The organism is Salinisphaera sp. RV14 (assembly GCF_052044135.1).
Lineage (GTDB): Bacteria > Pseudomonadota > Gammaproteobacteria > Nevskiales > Salinisphaeraceae > Salinisphaera.
In genome coordinates, this window is sequence record NZ_JBQDYF010000001.1 from 525,178 (window position 1) to 540,133 (window position 14,956).

The 14,956-nt window shown below is 65.6% G+C and carries 13 protein-coding genes; 10 read left to right on the forward strand and 3 right to left on the reverse strand.

Annotated elements, in window-relative coordinates; genetic code table 11:
* Positions 1-5: 5 nt before the first annotated feature.
* Positions 6-1,784, reverse strand: a complete 1,779-nt coding sequence (locus ACS8Y6_RS02450) for a thiamine pyrophosphate-requiring protein (protein WP_440854903.1) — start codon at positions 1,782-1,784, stop codon at positions 6-8.
* A gap of 190 nt (positions 1,785-1,974) precedes the next feature.
* On the opposite strand from ACS8Y6_RS02450, the gene ACS8Y6_RS02455 reads away from it, so the two are divergent.
* The 3 genes from ACS8Y6_RS02455 (at position 1,975) to ACS8Y6_RS02465 (ending at position 4,795) form a co-directional block, all read left to right on the forward strand.
* Entirely contained in the window at positions 1,975-2,622 is a 648-nt protein-coding gene (locus ACS8Y6_RS02455; protein WP_440850145.1) for a response regulator transcription factor, read from the forward strand.
* Between the two features lie 446 nt (positions 2,623-3,068).
* On the forward strand, positions 3,069-4,340 hold the full coding sequence (locus ACS8Y6_RS02460) for an NAD(P)/FAD-dependent oxidoreductase (RefSeq protein WP_440850144.1): 1,272 nt from the start codon (positions 3,069-3,071) through the stop codon (positions 4,338-4,340).
* 71 nt (positions 4,341-4,411) lie between these two features.
* Positions 4,412-4,795: a response regulator transcription factor gene (locus ACS8Y6_RS02465; RefSeq protein WP_440850143.1), complete on the forward strand. Its 384-nt coding sequence runs from the start codon at positions 4,412-4,414 to the stop codon at positions 4,793-4,795.
* Between the two features lie 47 nt (positions 4,796-4,842).
* On the opposite strand, the gene ACS8Y6_RS02470 is transcribed toward ACS8Y6_RS02465, so the two are convergent.
* Positions 4,843-5,229, reverse strand: coding sequence for a DUF2267 domain-containing protein (locus ACS8Y6_RS02470; RefSeq protein ID WP_440854904.1), 387 nt, complete (start codon positions 5,227-5,229; stop codon positions 4,843-4,845).
* 251 nt (positions 5,230-5,480) lie between these two features.
* Here ACS8Y6_RS02470 and ACS8Y6_RS02475 point away from each other — a divergent pair, with 251 nt between their 5' ends.
* The 5 genes from ACS8Y6_RS02475 (at position 5,481) to glcF (ending at position 11,064) form a co-directional block, all read left to right on the forward strand.
* A complete protein-coding gene (locus tag ACS8Y6_RS02475) occupies positions 5,481-6,251 on the forward strand; it encodes an OBAP family protein (protein WP_440854940.1) in 771 nt (256 codons plus the stop codon).
* 81 nt (positions 6,252-6,332) lie between these two features.
* Positions 6,333-7,004 (forward strand): hypothetical protein, encoded by a 672-nt coding sequence (locus ACS8Y6_RS02480; RefSeq protein WP_440854905.1) that lies wholly within the window; start codon positions 6,333-6,335, stop codon positions 7,002-7,004.
* A 282-nt stretch (positions 7,005-7,286) separates the two neighbouring features.
* Entirely contained in the window at positions 7,287-8,732 is a 1,446-nt protein-coding gene (locus ACS8Y6_RS02485; protein ID WP_440850182.1) for an FAD-linked oxidase C-terminal domain-containing protein, read from the forward strand.
* 5 nt (positions 8,733-8,737) lie between these two features.
* Positions 8,738-9,799 carry a glycolate oxidase subunit GlcE gene (gene glcE / locus ACS8Y6_RS02490; protein WP_440854906.1) on the forward strand — a complete coding sequence of 354 codons (1,062 nt, stop codon included), beginning with the start codon at positions 8,738-8,740 and terminating at the stop codon, positions 9,797-9,799.
* Positions 9,800-9,807: 8 nt separating this feature from the next.
* A complete protein-coding gene (glcF, locus tag ACS8Y6_RS02495; protein ID WP_440854907.1) occupies positions 9,808-11,064 on the forward strand; it encodes a glycolate oxidase subunit GlcF in 1,257 nt (418 codons plus the stop codon).
* A gap of 180 nt (positions 11,065-11,244) precedes the next feature.
* Here the strand turns inward: glcF and ACS8Y6_RS02500 are convergent, their stop codons facing one another.
* Entirely contained in the window at positions 11,245-12,210 is a 966-nt protein-coding gene (locus ACS8Y6_RS02500) for a LysR family transcriptional regulator (RefSeq protein ID WP_440850137.1), read from the reverse strand.
* Between the two features lie 115 nt (positions 12,211-12,325).
* Here ACS8Y6_RS02500 and ACS8Y6_RS02505 point away from each other — a divergent pair, with 115 nt between their 5' ends.
* Together ACS8Y6_RS02505 and ald are read left to right on the forward strand one after the other, a co-directional pair.
* The gene (locus ACS8Y6_RS02505; RefSeq protein ID WP_440854908.1) at positions 12,326-13,648 is read left to right on the forward strand and encodes an aminotransferase class III-fold pyridoxal phosphate-dependent enzyme; all 1,323 of its coding nucleotides are present in this window, start codon (positions 12,326-12,328) and stop codon (positions 13,646-13,648) included.
* Between the two features lie 180 nt (positions 13,649-13,828).
* Positions 13,829-14,953 (forward strand): alanine dehydrogenase, encoded by a 1,125-nt coding sequence (gene ald, locus ACS8Y6_RS02510; protein ID WP_440850181.1) that lies wholly within the window; start codon positions 13,829-13,831, stop codon positions 14,951-14,953.
* The last annotated feature ends 3 nt before the right edge of the window (positions 14,954-14,956 follow it).

Below are 14,956 nucleotides of genomic sequence, written 5' to 3' on the forward strand. Positions count from 1 at the left end.
GGCCGTCAGTGACGCCACTTGGCCCACATCTGCATGAAGGATTCGCGAATGATGTGCGCCGACTCCGGATCGCCCTTGACCATCGACGACATAAAGTGCCTGGCCTGCTCGAAACTGATATGCGGCGGCAGCGGGGCGACCTCCGGGTCGGTATAGGCGTTGATCACCACCGGCCGGTCGGCGGCCAGCGCTTCGCGCCAGACGCCTTCGATCTGGTCGGGCGAGTCGATGCGCAGGCCTTTCAGGCCCAGCAGCTCGGCGTACTGGTCGTAGGCGAAGTCCGGCAGGTCCTGCGAGGTCTCGAACTTGGGATCGCCTTCCATGACCCGCTGTTCCCAGGTCACCTGGTTGAGATCGCGGTTGTTGAGCACCAGCACGATGGCCGTCGGATTCGGCCACTCGGTCCAGTACTTGGCGATCGTGGTCAGCGCCTGGTTGCCGCTCATCTGCATCGCGCCGTCGCCGACCATGGCGATGCCGGGACGGTCCGGATAGGCGAACTTGGCCGCCGCGAGATAGGGCACGCCGTTGCCCATCGACGCCAGCCCGCCGGACACCGATCCGATCATGCCGCGCCGGATCTTGAGATAACGCGCATACCAGTTGGTCGCCGAGCCGACGTCGCAGGTCAGCATGATGTCGCTGGGCATCCGGTTCGACAACTCGGCGAAGATCGCCTGCGGATTGACCGGATCGGCGCTCATCTGCGCCCGTTCGGCCATGGTGCCCCACCAGGCGCGGGTCTTCTCGATGAGCTTGTTCTGCCATTTGCGATCGGTCTTGCGACTGACGCGCTCGGTCAGCGCAGCGGCCGTGGCCTTGGCCTCGCCGTGCAGGTTGACTTCGGTCGGGTAGCGCAGGCCGAGCGCTTCGGCGTCGATATCGATCTGCACCGCGCGCGCCTGATCGTCGGCCGGCAGGAATTCGGCGTAGGGGAAACGCGTGCCGATCATCAGCAGGGTATCGCAGCCGGCCATCATGTCGGCGCTCGGCTCGGTGCCCAGCAGGCCGATGGTACCGGTAACGCAGTCGACGTCGTCCGGGATCATCGTTTTTGCCAGGATGGCCTTGGCGACGCCCGCGCCGAGCTTGTCCGCCAGGGCCAGTACCTCGTCGACTGCGTCCTTGGTGCCGGCGCCGGCGAGGATGGCCACGCGTTCGCCCGCGTCGAGAACCTTGGCGGCGGCCTCCAGATCGGCTTCGGCGGGGCACGTCACCGGCGGGTTGTAGCCAATGCCGGAAAATGTCGCCCCGTGCGTGGCCGGTGGCTGTGCCATCGGCGCGTCCTGGATATCGGCCGGTACGATCAGCGCGGTGACCGCGCGCCGGCCGATGGCGATGCGCATGGCCTGATCCACCAGGTGTCGCGTCTGGCGTGGATCGCTAACCATGTGGACATAATCACCGGCCACATCCTTGTACAGCGAGATCAGATCGATCTCCTGCTGGTAATCGGTGCCGAGGCTCATGCGCGACTGCTGGCCGACGATCGCCACCGCCGGCACGTGATCCTTCCTGGCGTCGTACAGCCCATTGAGCAGATGGATCGCGCCCGGGCCCGAGGTCGAGATGCACACGCCCGGCGTGCCGGTGAACTTGGCGTGGGCGCTGGCCATGAATGCGGCCAGCTCCTCGTGCCGGGGCTGGATCAGACGCGGTCCGCTTTCGGCGCGGCGCAGACCGGCCATGACCCCGTTGATGCCGTCGCCCGAGTAACCGTAGCAACGGGTCACGCCCCATTCGCGCAGGCGCGCAACGATGAAATCTCCGACGGTTCGAGACATGGCAGGTATCCATATCGAATGGCCATGCCACCGTAGGTACAACAGGCCGGCCACCCAATCCGTGACAATCCCTAGGTGTTCGGTCCCGTTCGCCGATACTGACGTCAATTGGCGACATGCGGGCAAATACGGGGTTCGACCCGGCTCGCCGGCTGCTAGCCTTGAGGCACCACACGCAGGCGGTAATGTGATGGAACCGCTGGTTCATGTCGTCGACGATGACGACGCGGTATGTGATTCGCTTCGTTGTTTGCTCCACTCGATCCAGATTGTGAGTGCCGGGTACTCCACGGGGCGGGCGTTCGTCGCGCGCGAGCGCGACATGCGTCCGGGGTGTGTCCTGCTCGATCTGCGCATACCCGACATGAGCGGGCTGGATATTCAGCGCGCGCTGGCCGACGAGGCCCCGCATCTGCCAGTGATCTTCATGACCGGCTACGGCGACGTCGAGGCCTCGGTATCGGCCATGCGCGAAGGGGCGGCCAATTTCCTCACCAAGCCGGTGAACGGCGAGCTGTTATTGGCCGAAGTGCGCGAGGCGATCGAACGTAGCCGCGAGATCCTGGCCGAGCATCAACACTGCGAGAGCGTGTGCGCCCGGATGGCGTTGCTTACCCCGCGCGAGGCCGACGTGCTGCACGAAGTGGTCGCGGGCTGGTCGAACAAGCATATCGCACGACGCCTCGGCATCAGTCCGAAAACGGTCGAATTGCATCGTGCCAACGTGATGAACAAGATGCGCGCCGGCTCGCTGGCCGAACTGGTCCGCCTGCACCTGACCGCCACCGGCGAGTCGCCGAGTGCAGCCCGCAACCGCGGGCCCGAGCGGCGCCGGTAGTTGTCGGGCGCGCTGTCGCCCGGATCGTTCTTGGGGCGTTCCGGCACGGGGCGAGCACCCTCGGTTGTATCGGCTTCGTCCCAAGGCCGGCCACCATGGCGTTCGGCCAGTGCCCGGCTGACCGACCGCCCCATCCCCATGCCGTCGGGTTTGCCGCTGTCAAAGTCATTGAAAATGGTTGCCAGACGGTCGGACGTGATCGTCCCCGGTGCCGCGGGCGTATTCAAGGGCGGCTTGCCCGGGCGTCCGGCGGGCGGGGCGGCCGGGCCCATGTCCCGGGTCCTTGGTGCCATGCCTTGCCGGGGATTAGGGCCTGCCCTCGAACGCCCACCGGGTTCGTGATTCGCCTGGCGTCGGTGATCTATGTGCTTTCCCGGATCAATTCGCCCCCGCACCTGAGCCACCATGGGCGTTGAAAAAAACCGCGATCAGCGAGGGTATGGATCATGAGCGTGACTTCGACGCGCGTGGTGATTGCCGGCGGTGGCGCCGGCGGCCTCGAACTGGCCATCCGGCTGGCTCGTCAGGGTGGCATCCGGGTATTTCTGGTTGATCAGTCGGACACACATATCTGGAAGCCGCGGTTGCACGAGATGGCGGCGGGTGCCCGACGGAGCATGGTCGACGAGATGGAATATGCCGGTCTTGCGGAGCGCTGGGGTTTCGTGTTCGTGCAGGGCAGCCTGTGCGATGTCGACCCGGAGGCGCGCCGCATCGAACTCGGCGCCATGGACGATGCTCGCGAGCGCAAGGTGGTCGGCGCGCGCGAACTCGCGTACGACGTGCTCGTGCTCGCGCTGGGCGGGGTAACCCCCGATCTGGGTGTCGAGGGCGTGACCGAACATGCCTTCATGCTGGATCGCGCGGAAGACGCCGAGGCGGTATTCAATCGCTTGTCGCTGGCTGCGCTGGCAGCGACCGTTCACGCTCGTGATCCGGTGATGGATGTGCTCATCGTCGGCACCGGGCTGACCGGCGTCGAGCTTGCGGCTTATCTGGCGACCGACGCCCAGCCGGCCGCGGTGGCGCCGCGCGATGCCCGGCCCGGCCTGCGTGTCACGCTGGTCGAGGCCATGGATGAGTTCATGCCGTCGATGGGTGACGCCGAGCGTGCGGCGGTTCGCGAGCGTCTGCAAAAAGCCGGCGTCACGATTCGGACCGGTTGCCAGATCAGCCGGGTAGCGCCCGACCATGTCGAAACCAATGACGGAAGGCGTTTTGACTCGCAACTCACGGTTTGGGCAACGGGGCGTGTCGGCCCGCCCGTGGTCGACGAAATTGCTACGCTGTGCGCCAACGACAAACGTCAGTGGCGGGTGCGCAAGACGCTGCAGAGCTTAACCTCCCGCGATGTCTTCGTGCTTGGCGACTGTGCCGCGGTCGAGGGCTCCGAGGCGCCGCCCACCGCCCAGGCCGCGAGCGAGCAGGCCACGCATCTGGCGCGCGAGTTGCCGCGCTATTGCGCCGGCGAGATGCCGCGTGCGTTCGAGTATCGGCACAAGGGCACGTTGATGTCGCTGGGTGCCGCGGGCGCGGTTGGCCGTCTGCGCAGCGGGTTCGGCCGGGATCTGCAGATCCGGGGCCGGCTGGCGGCGGCGGCTTACCGCGGGCTCGAACGCCAGCACGGAATGGTCGTGCTGGGTGCGGCACGTGGCACCGGACGCCTGCTCGCCGACCTGTTTTCGCTCGATCACGGGCCGCGGGTCAAGGTGCACTGAGCGCGGCACGCCCTGCATCGTCGCCGGCGCTGTCGACGTAACCTCCAACAGAACCTCTCCGGGCTATTGCCATGCTGGATACCGTTCGACAATTTCGGGTCGCGGTGATCGACGACGACGCGGGTTTCGCCATGTCGATGGCCGCGTTGCTCGGCAGCGATGGCTTCGATGTTCGGCTGTTCGACTCGGCCGAGGCATTCATCGATGCCGACGAGACCTCCCGTTTCTGTTGCCTCATGATCGATTGGTTGCTGCCCGGCATGAGCGGCGCGACGCTGTGTCAGCGGCTGGCTGCCTCGGGCCCGCACCCGGCGCTTATTCTCATGAGTGGCACGCAGTTCGCCGACCGTGGCATGCCGCCGAATCTGCCGCCGAATACCGAGTTTGTTCAGAAACCCTTCGATCCGGATTGGTTGCTGGCCGAGCTATGGCATATCTGCGGTCGGGCGCAATAGCCGGTTTGCGTGCTCTGCGCCCGGGCCCGCCGGCAAGCGGGTAGGCATCAGTCGCGAAACAGGCGGTCGAGCTCCCAGGGCAACTCGTCGCGCAGTTGCTTCAAGCGATCCGCGTCGAGCATATGCGCGAGCGTGATCGCGACCGCGTAGGTCAACGAATCCGCCTGTTCCGGCGGCAGTTCGGTCCGGTCGCGGATCTTGTCGAGAAACACCGCAATCTTCATCGGCTCGCCAGTGGTGTCCGGGCGCTGGGCGCCCGAACGCAGGGCGGCACCCGCGTCGTTCGGCAAGCCGGAGGCGATGCGTGCGCCGGTGTCCTCGCTCAGGTGTTCGCCGAGTGCATCGAGCGTGATCAGGGTGCATTGGGCGACGCGCGCCGCGTCCAGTTGCGGGCAGCTGTTGTGCACCGTCGCCGTCAGGTTTTCGGTCTGCATGCGTGAAAGCTCGATCAAGACACGAGGCGCATCAGCATCGGGCAGCCCGGCGCTCGCGAAAATTCGGGTGTTCCCCTATCGATCCTGCCACGTCAGGGTTTGCCCGGACAGACGCGATGGCCTCGATCCGACCACACTCGGGGCAACGGTTCACCGCGAGCGAGGGGCCTCGCTCGCCTGCAATCCGAGGCCGCGTCATGTCCCGATTCGATTCCGCCAAATTCGATCTCTTGCCAAGCGCGCGCCGCTCGATGCCTGTCGGTGCCGAAGGGGCGCTGGGTTTTGCCGCTGGGCTGGCCGTAGCCGGCGGCTTCTGGCTCGGCCGGCGTCTGAGCCGCGCCGTGCCCACCGGCGGCGGGCATCCGCCCAGGCACCAGGCCCTCGATACCGCCGCCGCGCTGGCCCAGCGCAAGATTCCGCTGGAGTCGATGAACACGTATCTCAACGGTTTCCACATGTATGCGGATGACATGGGCCGCCAGGTGGAGGCCAGCCATTTCTGCATGCACTTGGCGCCGGATCTGCATCAGTGCGTGATCTTCGATGCCAACGCGAAGGACGCGAAATTGATCGGCATCGAATACATCATCAGTGCCGAACGTTACGCGCGACTGCCCGATGACGAGAAACGGCTCTGGCACAGCCATCACTACGAGATCAAATCCGGCCAGCTGGTCGCGCCCGGCATGCCCGAGATGGCCGAGCATGCGTACTTCGAGGATCTGGTGACCACCTACGGCAAGACCTTACATACCTGGCAGGTCGATCGCGACGATTTTCCGTATGGCGTGCCGCAGCTGATGATGGCCTTCACCGAGGATGGCCAGATCGACGCCGAAAAGCTGGCCGCGCGCGATCGCCGGTTGGGTGTGGACTCCGACAAACGTCGCGCGAACCGCGTCGATATCCCCACCCCGCACGTGCAACCGCAGGCCAACTGCTGGCAAAGCGGCCAGAGCGTTCAGACCGCGCTGCATACCTGCGCGTTTCATCGTACCGACGGGCACGGCCCGACCGGATAGCGCGGCCCCGGACCGGCAAGGCATCACGGGCGCAAGCAAAGCGCCATGCTCTGCTCTGCCGTGTGAGCACAGGAACAGGTCATGTGGGATTTTTTCACGGCCAACGCCAAGCCGCTGTCGGTCATCGCCAGTTTCGGCACGATGGTCATCTGGCTGTTCTATGCCCATTTGCTGTATCAGGCGTTCAAGCGTCAGCGCCAGGCTCGGATTCTGATCAACCAGGGGTGGGGCGAACAGATCAATTCAGTGGCGATCGTCAGCAACATGAGTCACGAGCCGGTTTATATCCAGTGTGTCGTGCTCAGCATCAAGCTCGAGGACGGGCGCAAATTCCGGGATTCGGTCACCGACTTCGACGACGCCGAGCCCTGGAATGCCAGGAACGACCCGCGCGAAGTGACCCGTCAGGGGCCGCTGGATACCGGCTGCTACATGAACCTCGGCACGTTTCAGACCCTGTTGCGCCAGTCGGGTCAGCAGCACGATCTGATCAACGGCAACGAAGACCCGGTCAAGCGCATGGGCGTATGCGACTTCAAGCTGACGGTGATCTGCAACAATGGCCCGTCCGGTCAGGCCATCGGCGTACAGCGCACTTTTATCGTCCACGGCGAGAACCGCGACCGCCTGTGTCCCGAGTCGATCTACAGCCGGCGTCTGACCAATCGCCGTGCCCGCCGCAAGATGGAGCGTTGGCTGCGCGAGCAGGTCGAACACGCCGCGGGCGGCGAAGCGCCCCGGCGCGCGCGGTGACTGCCGCCACGGCGTCGCTGGCCCCGCGTGCGGCAGCCGACCGAGCGATCCCCGGGGCGGCCGTTCGGCGACGGCCCGGGCTCGACGCGGCGGCCATCGCCGAGCGCTTGACCGGCTTCGTGCCGGGCGTATAGTCGATAAAAACAATCAGCGGCCATGCCCCACGGCGCCCGGCCGCATGCCACGCGGCTCAGACCGTGGCCAAGGGAGGAGAATATGTCGCAACGGCCCGCTGCAGCAGCAGCCGGGGCAGGTTCAACCGCGCCCGATACGCAACACAAGATGCGGGTGCGGGCGGCGCTGACCGCCGAACTGCCTGATGAAATCGTGCTGCACGCCGAAGAGGATCTGCGTCCGTTCGAATGCGATGGACTGTCGGCCTATCGGCGTCTGCCCATGCTGGCGGTTCTGCCCACGACCATCGAGCAGGTCCAGGCTGTGTTACGCATCTGCCATGCGCACGACACGCCGGTGGTCGCGCGCGGCGCCGGCACCGGGTTGTCCGGTGGGGCGCTGCCGCTGGAATCCGGTGTGCTGTTGTCGCTGGCCAAGTTCAATCGCATTCTGGATATCGACACCGCCAACCGGCGCGCGACCGTCCAGCCCGGTGTACGCAATCTCGCGATATCGCAGGCAGTCGACCATCTCGGTCTGTACTACGCGCCCGACCCCTCGTCGCAGATCGCCTGTTCGATCGGCGGCAACGTGGCCGAGAATTCGGGTGGCGTGCACTGCCTGAAATACGGGCTCACCACGAACAACATCGTGCAGGTCGAAATCGTGACCATCGAAGGCGAGCGGCTGACGCTCGGCAGTCCGGCGCTGGATTCGCCGGGCTATGACCTGCTGGCGCTGATGACGGGCTCGGAAGGCTTGCTCGGCGTCATCGTCGAGGTAGTGGTCAAGCTGCTGCCCAAGCCGGAACTGGCCCAGTGCGCCCTGATCGCCTTCGACGACGTACGCAAGGCCGGCAACGCCGTGGCCGATATCATCAAGGCCGGCATCGTACCGGCCGGTCTGGAAATGCTCGACAATCCGGCGATTCGGGCGACCGAGGAATTCGTGCATGCCGGCTATCCGACCGATGCGGCGGCCATTCTGTTGTGCGAAATCGACGGCACCGAAGGCGAAGTGGCCGACGATATGGCGCGGGTGCGCGACGTGGTGGAGAAAAGCGGCGCCACCGACGTGCGCATCTCGCGCGACGACGTCGAACGCGCGCTGTTCTGGGCCGGGCGCAAGGCCGCCTTCCCGGCCATGGGGCGGATCTCGCCCGATTACTACTGTATGGACGGCACCATCCCGCGGCACGCGCTGGCCGATGTGTTGATGGGCATCGGCGAATTGTCCGAACAATACGGCCAGCGCGTGGCCAATGTCTTTCACGCCGGCGACGGCAACCTGCACCCGCTGATTCTCTACGATGCCAACCAGCCCGGCGAACTGGAGAATACCGAAGCCTTCGGCGGCGCAATATGCCGGCTGTGCCTGGAGCACGGCGGCACCATCACCGGCGAGCACGGCGTGGGCGTGGAGAAGATCGATCAGATGTGTGTGCAGTTTCCCTCGGCCGAGTTGACGCAGTTTCATGCCGTGAAGGCCGCCTTCGACGACAGGCGGCTGCTCAACCCCGACAAGGCGGTCCCGACGCTGCATCGCTGTGCCGAGTTCGGGGCCATGCATGTGCACAACGGCGAATTGCCGCATCCCGAACTGGAACGGTTGTAGCGACCATGGCCGATCTGACTGAAGCATTGGCCGCGCAGGTGGCCGAGGCGCATCACAGCCGCTCGCCGTTGGCCCTCACCGGGGGCGGCAGCAAGCCGTTTCTCGGCGAAGCCCTCGACCGGGATGCCGCTGCGCTCGAACTGGGGGCCCACCGGGGCATCGTCTCCTACGATTGCGGCGAGCTGGTGATCACCGCGCGCGCCGGCACGCCGCTGGCCGAAATCGAGGCGGCGCTGGATGCCGAGGGCCAGCGCCTGGCCTTCGAGCCGCCGCACTACGGCGAAGCGGCCACGCTGGGCGGCACGATCGCCACCGGCGTCTCCGGGCCGAGCCGGCCGTATGCGGGCGCGGCCCGCGACTTCGTGCTCGGCACGCGCATCATCAACGGTCGCGGCGAGGTACTGCGTTTCGGCGGCGAGGTGATGAAGAACGTGGCCGGCTACGATCTGTCGCGGCTCATGGTGGGCGCCTTCGGCACGCTGGGCGTACTGCTGGAAATCAGCCTGAAGGTGCTGCCGGCGCCGCGCTTTACCCGGACTCGTGTGTTCGAATACGACCAGGCCGCCGCGATCGAACGATTCAACACCTGGGGCCTGAAACCCTGGCCGATCACCGGGGCGTACTGGGAAGACGGCCGGGCCTATCTGCGCCTGTCGGGCGCGGAGTCGTCGGTGCGGGCCGCGATGGAAACGCTGGGCGGGGAAACGCTGGCCGAGGACGATACGTTCTGGACCGATGTGCGCGAGCATCGGCGTGTTTTTTTCACCAACAACCGCTCGCCGCTCTGGCGTCTGTCGGTCGCGCCCGCGACGCCGCCGCTGGATCTCGTGGGCGAGACCGTGATGGACTGGGGCGGCGCCCAGCGCTGGCTGATCTCGGATCGGCCCGCCGAGACGGTACGTGAAGCCGTGGCCGCCCACGGCGGGCATGCGAGCGTTTACCGCGGCGCCATCAGCCCGCGCCAACACCCCATGCCGGCGCCGCTGCTACGGCTGCACAAGCGCTTGAAACAATCGATGGACCCGGCGGGGATTCTCAACCCGGGCCGTTTCTGTCCCGATTTCTAGGTCTTGCCATGCAGACATCGATCATCGACGCCCTGCGCGATACCGAGGACGGCCGCGAGGCCGACCGTATCCTGCGCGCCTGTACCCACTGTGGTTTCTGTACCGCGACCTGCCCGACCTATCAGGTGCTGGGCGACGAGCGCGACGGCCCGCGCGGGCGTATTTACCTGATCAAGCAGGTGCTGGAAGGCGAAACGCCGACCGAAAAGACACAACAGCATCTGGATCGCTGCCTGACCTGTCGGGCCTGCGAGACGACATGCCCCTCCGGGGTCGAGTACGCCAAGCTGGCCGACATCGGCCGCGATCTGGTCGACCAGCAGGTCGAGCGGCCGGCTCGGGAACGCTGGCTGCGCTGGTTGTTGCGTCACGTGGTGGCATATCGGCGGCGCTTCGCCATTGTGCACGCGCTCGGCCAGATCGCGCGGCCTTTTCTGGTCGGCCCGCTTTTACCCCTGCGCCAGAAGCTGCCACCGCAACGGCCGCGCGTCGCCTGGCCGCAGGCCAGCGATACCCGGCGCTTGATGCTCGTTCACGAAGGGTGCGTGCAGCCGGTGGCCACGCCCAACACCAATGCGCATGCCGCGCGCATCCTGGCGCGGCTCGGAGTCCGTCTGGTCGCACCGTCCACGGCGGGCTGCTGCGGTGCGTTGTCGCAGCATCTGAGCCACCGCGAGGAAGCCCACGATTTCGCGCGTGCCAATATCGATGCCTGGTGGCCGTACATCGAGCAGGGCGCCGAGGCGATCGTGATCACGGCCAGCGGCTGCGGCGCGTCCATCACCGAATACGGCTACATGCTGCGCAACGATCCGGCCTATGCCGAGAAGGCGGCGCGCGTGTCCGAGCTGGCGCGCGATCTCAGCGATGTGCTGGCCAGCGAGGATCTCTCCGCGCTGGGCGCTATCGGCGGCGGCCGGCGGGTGGCTTATCATCCGCCCTGCACGCTGCAGAATGCGCCCGGGCTGCACGATCATGTGGCCGAAATCCTCGCCCAGGCGGGTTATCAGCTCACCCACGTCTCGAATGCGCATCTGTGCTGTGGCTCGGCCGGCACCTATTCCATTCTCCAGCCGGAAATGGCCAACCGGCTACGCTCGGACAAGCTGCAATCGCTGGATGCCGAGGCCCCGGACGTAATCGTCACCGCCAACGTCGGTTGCCAACTGCATCTGGAAGCCGCCGCCCAGCGCCCGGTACGCCACTGGATCGAGCTGCTGGAGCCCGAGGCGCTTGAATCGACGCGTTCGGTGGCGGCTGCTTGAGTCGGAACGCTGCGTTCTTCGGTTATCCGCAGATTACGCAGATGACACAGATTGAAGAAGGCGGGATTGTTGTCTTGTTGTGATGCATGGATGGCACGCGGTAGCGGCATCCGTGCCAGCGTGGGCAAGCCGCCGTATTTCACTGCTTTAAAAATCTGCGTCATCTGCGAAATCTGTGGATTAATTCTTCCGGCTCGGGTGGCCTACTGAAGTGGCGCCAGGCGGCTCGAGCGCCTGCCCGCGCACGAGGCTGTCCAGGAACGTATCCAGTACGCGATTCGGGCGCCGACCGCTGCGCGTGATGGTGTGGTAGTCGATGCGATAGCTGAATTCACGCGGGCGCACGGCGACCAGCCGGCGGGCGTCGACCCAGCGCTGGGCGTAGTGTTCCGGCAGCAGGCCGATATAGCGGCCGGTGAGTACCAGAAAGGCGATGCCCTCGCGCTCGCTCGCGGTTGCGGTGTGGTTGAGGCGATCGACCACGGCTTGTGCATCGTCCGATAGCGGGTAGGCGGGCAGCACGGCATCGGCTGCCGCGATGTCTTCGGTCGTCGGTACTCGATCCGCGGCCGCCAGCGGGTGCCCGGCGGCGCAATAAAGCAGGGTCTGCTCGGTATAGAGCGGGATATAGTCGAGCGCGGCCAGACGCGACACTGCGGGCGTGACGCCGACGTGCAGCCGGCCGTCCAGCACGGCGGACTCGATGTTGCCCGGCGGCATCATATGGATATTGGTGTGCACGTTCGGCCCGCGATCCTTGAGTTCGGCGAGCGCATCGGTGATCCGCATCTCGGGCAGGGTGACCAGATTGTCGGTGATGCCGATGTTGAGTTCGCCCCGCAGGTCGCGATGCAGGGCGTTCACCTCGTTGCGGAAACTCTGCAGATGCGCGATCAGCCGGCGCGCGGCCTGGTCCATGGCCTCGCCCTCGGCCGTGAGCACGAAACCGGAGCGCCCGCGCTGGCACAGCGTGAAGCCCAGCCGGGTTTCCAGCTCGCCCATGTGGATCGACACCGCCGAACGGCTGATGCCGAGCGCCGCCGCGGCGGGCGTGAACCCCGCGGCGTTGACGACGGCGCGAAATACCCGCAGCAGGCGCAGATCGATGTCGCTGATCTGGCCCAGTCGCTCGATGCCGCGTTCCATATCGGCCTCCGGCTCATGTGTTAATAAATCTATACGCGAATTAAAAAACTTATATATTTAATCACGTATCGTAGAGGCCTAACCTAACGCTATTGTTCGCCACCCGGAGGTCGTCATGGCCGATATTGCGCAATCGCTGGATTTCGATAGCTACTGGATGCCGTTTTCCGGCAATCGTCAGTTCAAGGCGGACCCGCGCCTGATCGTGGCGGCGGACGGCTGCCACTACACCGATGCCGCCGGCCGCCGGATCTTCGACAGCCTGTCCGGGCTGTGGTGTACCAGCTTCGGTCATGGCCGCGACGAGATCGCTTCGGCCATCGCCAAAACGGCGAAGACGCTCGATTATGCGCCGCCGTTCCAGTACGCCCATCCGATGGCGTTCGAACTGGCCGAGCGGGTCAGGAAGATCGTGCCCGACGGCCTCGAACATGTGTTTTTCACCAACTCCGGTTCGGAGTCGGCCGATACCGCGATCAAGATCGCGCGCGCCTACTGGGTCAGGCGTGGTCAGCCGGAAAAGACGCGCCTGATTGGCCGCGAGAAGGGTTATCACGGCGTCAACGTCGGCGGCACCGGCATGGGTGGTATCCCCGGCAACAAGGCGTTTTTCGGCGACATGCTGGCGACCGAACATCTGCCGCATACATTGCTCGAGCGCAATCGCTTCACCCGCGGCGTGCCCGAGTATGGGGCCGAACTGGCGGATACGCTCGAGCAGCGCATTCTCGACCACGGTGCCGAAACCGTGGCCGCGGTCATGGTCGAGCCGATGAGCGGTTCGGCCGGTGTGATCGTGCCGCCGGCCGGCTATCTCAAGCGCCTGCGCGAGATCTGTGATCGCCACGACATCCTGCTGATCTTCGACGAAGTACTCACCGGTTTTGGTCGGCTGGGTGCCACTTTCGGCGCCGAACTGTTCGGCGTGACGCCCGATATCATGACGCTGGCCAAGAATCTGACCAACGCCGCGGTGCCGATGGGGGCGGTGGTCACGAGCGACGCGATCTACGATGCGTTCATGGACGCCGATCTACCGCCGCACGCGGTCGAACTCGCCCACGGCTATACCTATTCCGCGCATCCGCTGGCTTGCGCGGCCGGCCTCGCGGCGATGGATGTGTTCGAGAACGAGCGCATGGCCGAGCGTGCGGCCGAGCTGGCGCCGTATTTCGAGGACCAGTTGCACGCCCTGCGCGGTGCGCCGCATGTGACCGATATCCGCAATCTCGGCATGGCCGGCGCGCTGGAGATCGAAACCGCCGGCAACGATCCCACGTACCGGCCCTGGGCCATTGCCAAGGCCGCCTGGGAGCGCGGCATGTATCTGCGCTTTGGCGGCAATACCGTCCAGCTGGGCCCGCCTTTCATCGCCGAACGCGCGGACATCGATTTCATGTGCGAAGTGCTGGACGCGTCGATTCGCAGCGTTGACTAGGGCCTGTCGATTCGCGGATCGACGCCGATTCATACAGACGATAAAAGCGCTGATCCAGCTGGATCGGTTCATGTTCGACGCCGGGCGTCTTGATTGCGCGCGAACCCTGGAAACCGGAAATCTCGCGCGCCCGACGTGGCTGCCAGGCGCCAGTACGGCACTGAAAAGGAATAACGAATGATGCAAGTGGGTGTACCCAAGGAAATCAAGCCCGCGGAGGCGCGGGTCGGCCTCACGCCGGCCGGCGCGCGCGAACTGATCGGCCATGGCCATCGTGTGTTCATCGAAACCGGCGCCGGTGCGGCGGCCGGTTTTACCGACGATGCCTACACGGCGCAGGGCGCTGAAATCCTCGACTCGGCCGAGGCGGTATTCGAGACCGCCGACATGGTTGTGAAAGTGAAAGAGCCGCAGCCGGTCGAATACCGGCGCCTGCGCGAAAACCAGATCCTGTTCACCTATCTGCATCTGGCGCCGGACGTCGAGCAGACCCGTGGTCTGATGGATGCCGGCTGTATCGCCATCGCCTATGAAACCGTCACCGGCGTCCACGGCGGTTTGCCGTTGCTGTCGCCGATGAGCGAGGTCGCGGGGCGATTGTCGGTGCAGGCGGGCGCGGCCGCGCTGGAAAACGTGGCCGGCGGTGCTGGCGTGCTGCTCGGCGGTGTGCCGGGTGTGCCACCGGCGAAGGTCACCGTGGTCGGCGGCGGCGTGGTGGGCACCAACGCGCTGCGCATGGCCACCGGCTTGGGCGCGGATGTGACCGTACTCGACAAATCCATCGATCGGCTGCGTGAGCTCGACGACGCCTACGGTAACCGCCTGACCACGCTGTATTCCAACACCGACAATCTGGAACGGGCGGTGACCGAGGCCGATCTGGTGATCGGCGCGGTGCTGTTGCCGGGGGCGGCCGCGCCCAAGCTCGTCACTCGTGAGATGATCGCCGGCATGCGTCCCGGCAGTGCCGTGGTGGATGTCGCGATCGACCAGGGCGGTTGCTTCGAGACCAGCCGGCCGACCAGTCATGCCGAGCCGACGTACACGGTGGATGATGTCGTGCATTATTGCGTGACCAATATGCCGGGCTGTGTCGCGCGCACGTCGACCTTCGCGCTCACCAATGCGACGCTGCCCTACGTATTGCAGCTCGCCGACAAGGGCTACAAACAGGCACTGACCGACAATCCGCACCTGGCCGCCGGGCTGAACGTGCATCGCGGTGTGGTCACACACAAAGCGGTGGCTGCCAACCTCGGCCTTGATTACACGCCGGCCGGCGATGTGCTGACCACGGCCGGCTGATCT

Excerpts from the sequence above, each read along its gene's own strand:
- ACS8Y6_RS02485 (WP_440850182.1), top strand. The coding sequence starts at position 7,287 with ATGCGGGTGCGGGCGGCGCTGACCGCCGAACTGCCTGATGAAATCGTG.
- ACS8Y6_RS02450 (WP_440854903.1), bottom strand. The coding sequence starts at position 1,784 with ATGTCTCGAACCGTCGGAGATTTCATCGTTGCGCGCCTGCGCGAATGG.
- ACS8Y6_RS02460 (WP_440850144.1), top strand. The coding sequence starts at position 3,069 with ATGAGCGTGACTTCGACGCGCGTGGTGATTGCCGGCGGTGGCGCCGGC.
- ACS8Y6_RS02505 (WP_440854908.1), top strand. The coding sequence starts at position 12,326 with ATGGCCGATATTGCGCAATCGCTGGATTTCGATAGCTACTGGATGCCG.
- ald (WP_440850181.1), top strand. The coding sequence starts at position 13,829 with ATGCAAGTGGGTGTACCCAAGGAAATCAAGCCCGCGGAGGCGCGGGTC.
- ACS8Y6_RS02455 (WP_440850145.1), top strand. The coding sequence starts at position 1,975 with ATGGAACCGCTGGTTCATGTCGTCGACGATGACGACGCGGTATGTGAT.
- glcE (WP_440854906.1), top strand. The coding sequence starts at position 8,738 with ATGGCCGATCTGACTGAAGCATTGGCCGCGCAGGTGGCCGAGGCGCAT.
- ACS8Y6_RS02470 (WP_440854904.1), bottom strand. The coding sequence starts at position 5,229 with ATGCAGACCGAAAACCTGACGGCGACGGTGCACAACAGCTGCCCGCAA.
- glcF (WP_440854907.1), top strand. The coding sequence starts at position 9,808 with ATGCAGACATCGATCATCGACGCCCTGCGCGATACCGAGGACGGCCGC.
- ACS8Y6_RS02475 (WP_440854940.1), top strand. The coding sequence starts at position 5,481 with ATGCCTGTCGGTGCCGAAGGGGCGCTGGGTTTTGCCGCTGGGCTGGCC.
- ACS8Y6_RS02480 (WP_440854905.1), top strand. The coding sequence starts at position 6,333 with ATGTGGGATTTTTTCACGGCCAACGCCAAGCCGCTGTCGGTCATCGCC.
- ACS8Y6_RS02500 (WP_440850137.1), bottom strand. The coding sequence starts at position 12,210 with ATGGAACGCGGCATCGAGCGACTGGGCCAGATCAGCGACATCGATCTG.
- ACS8Y6_RS02465 (WP_440850143.1), top strand. The coding sequence starts at position 4,412 with ATGCTGGATACCGTTCGACAATTTCGGGTCGCGGTGATCGACGACGAC.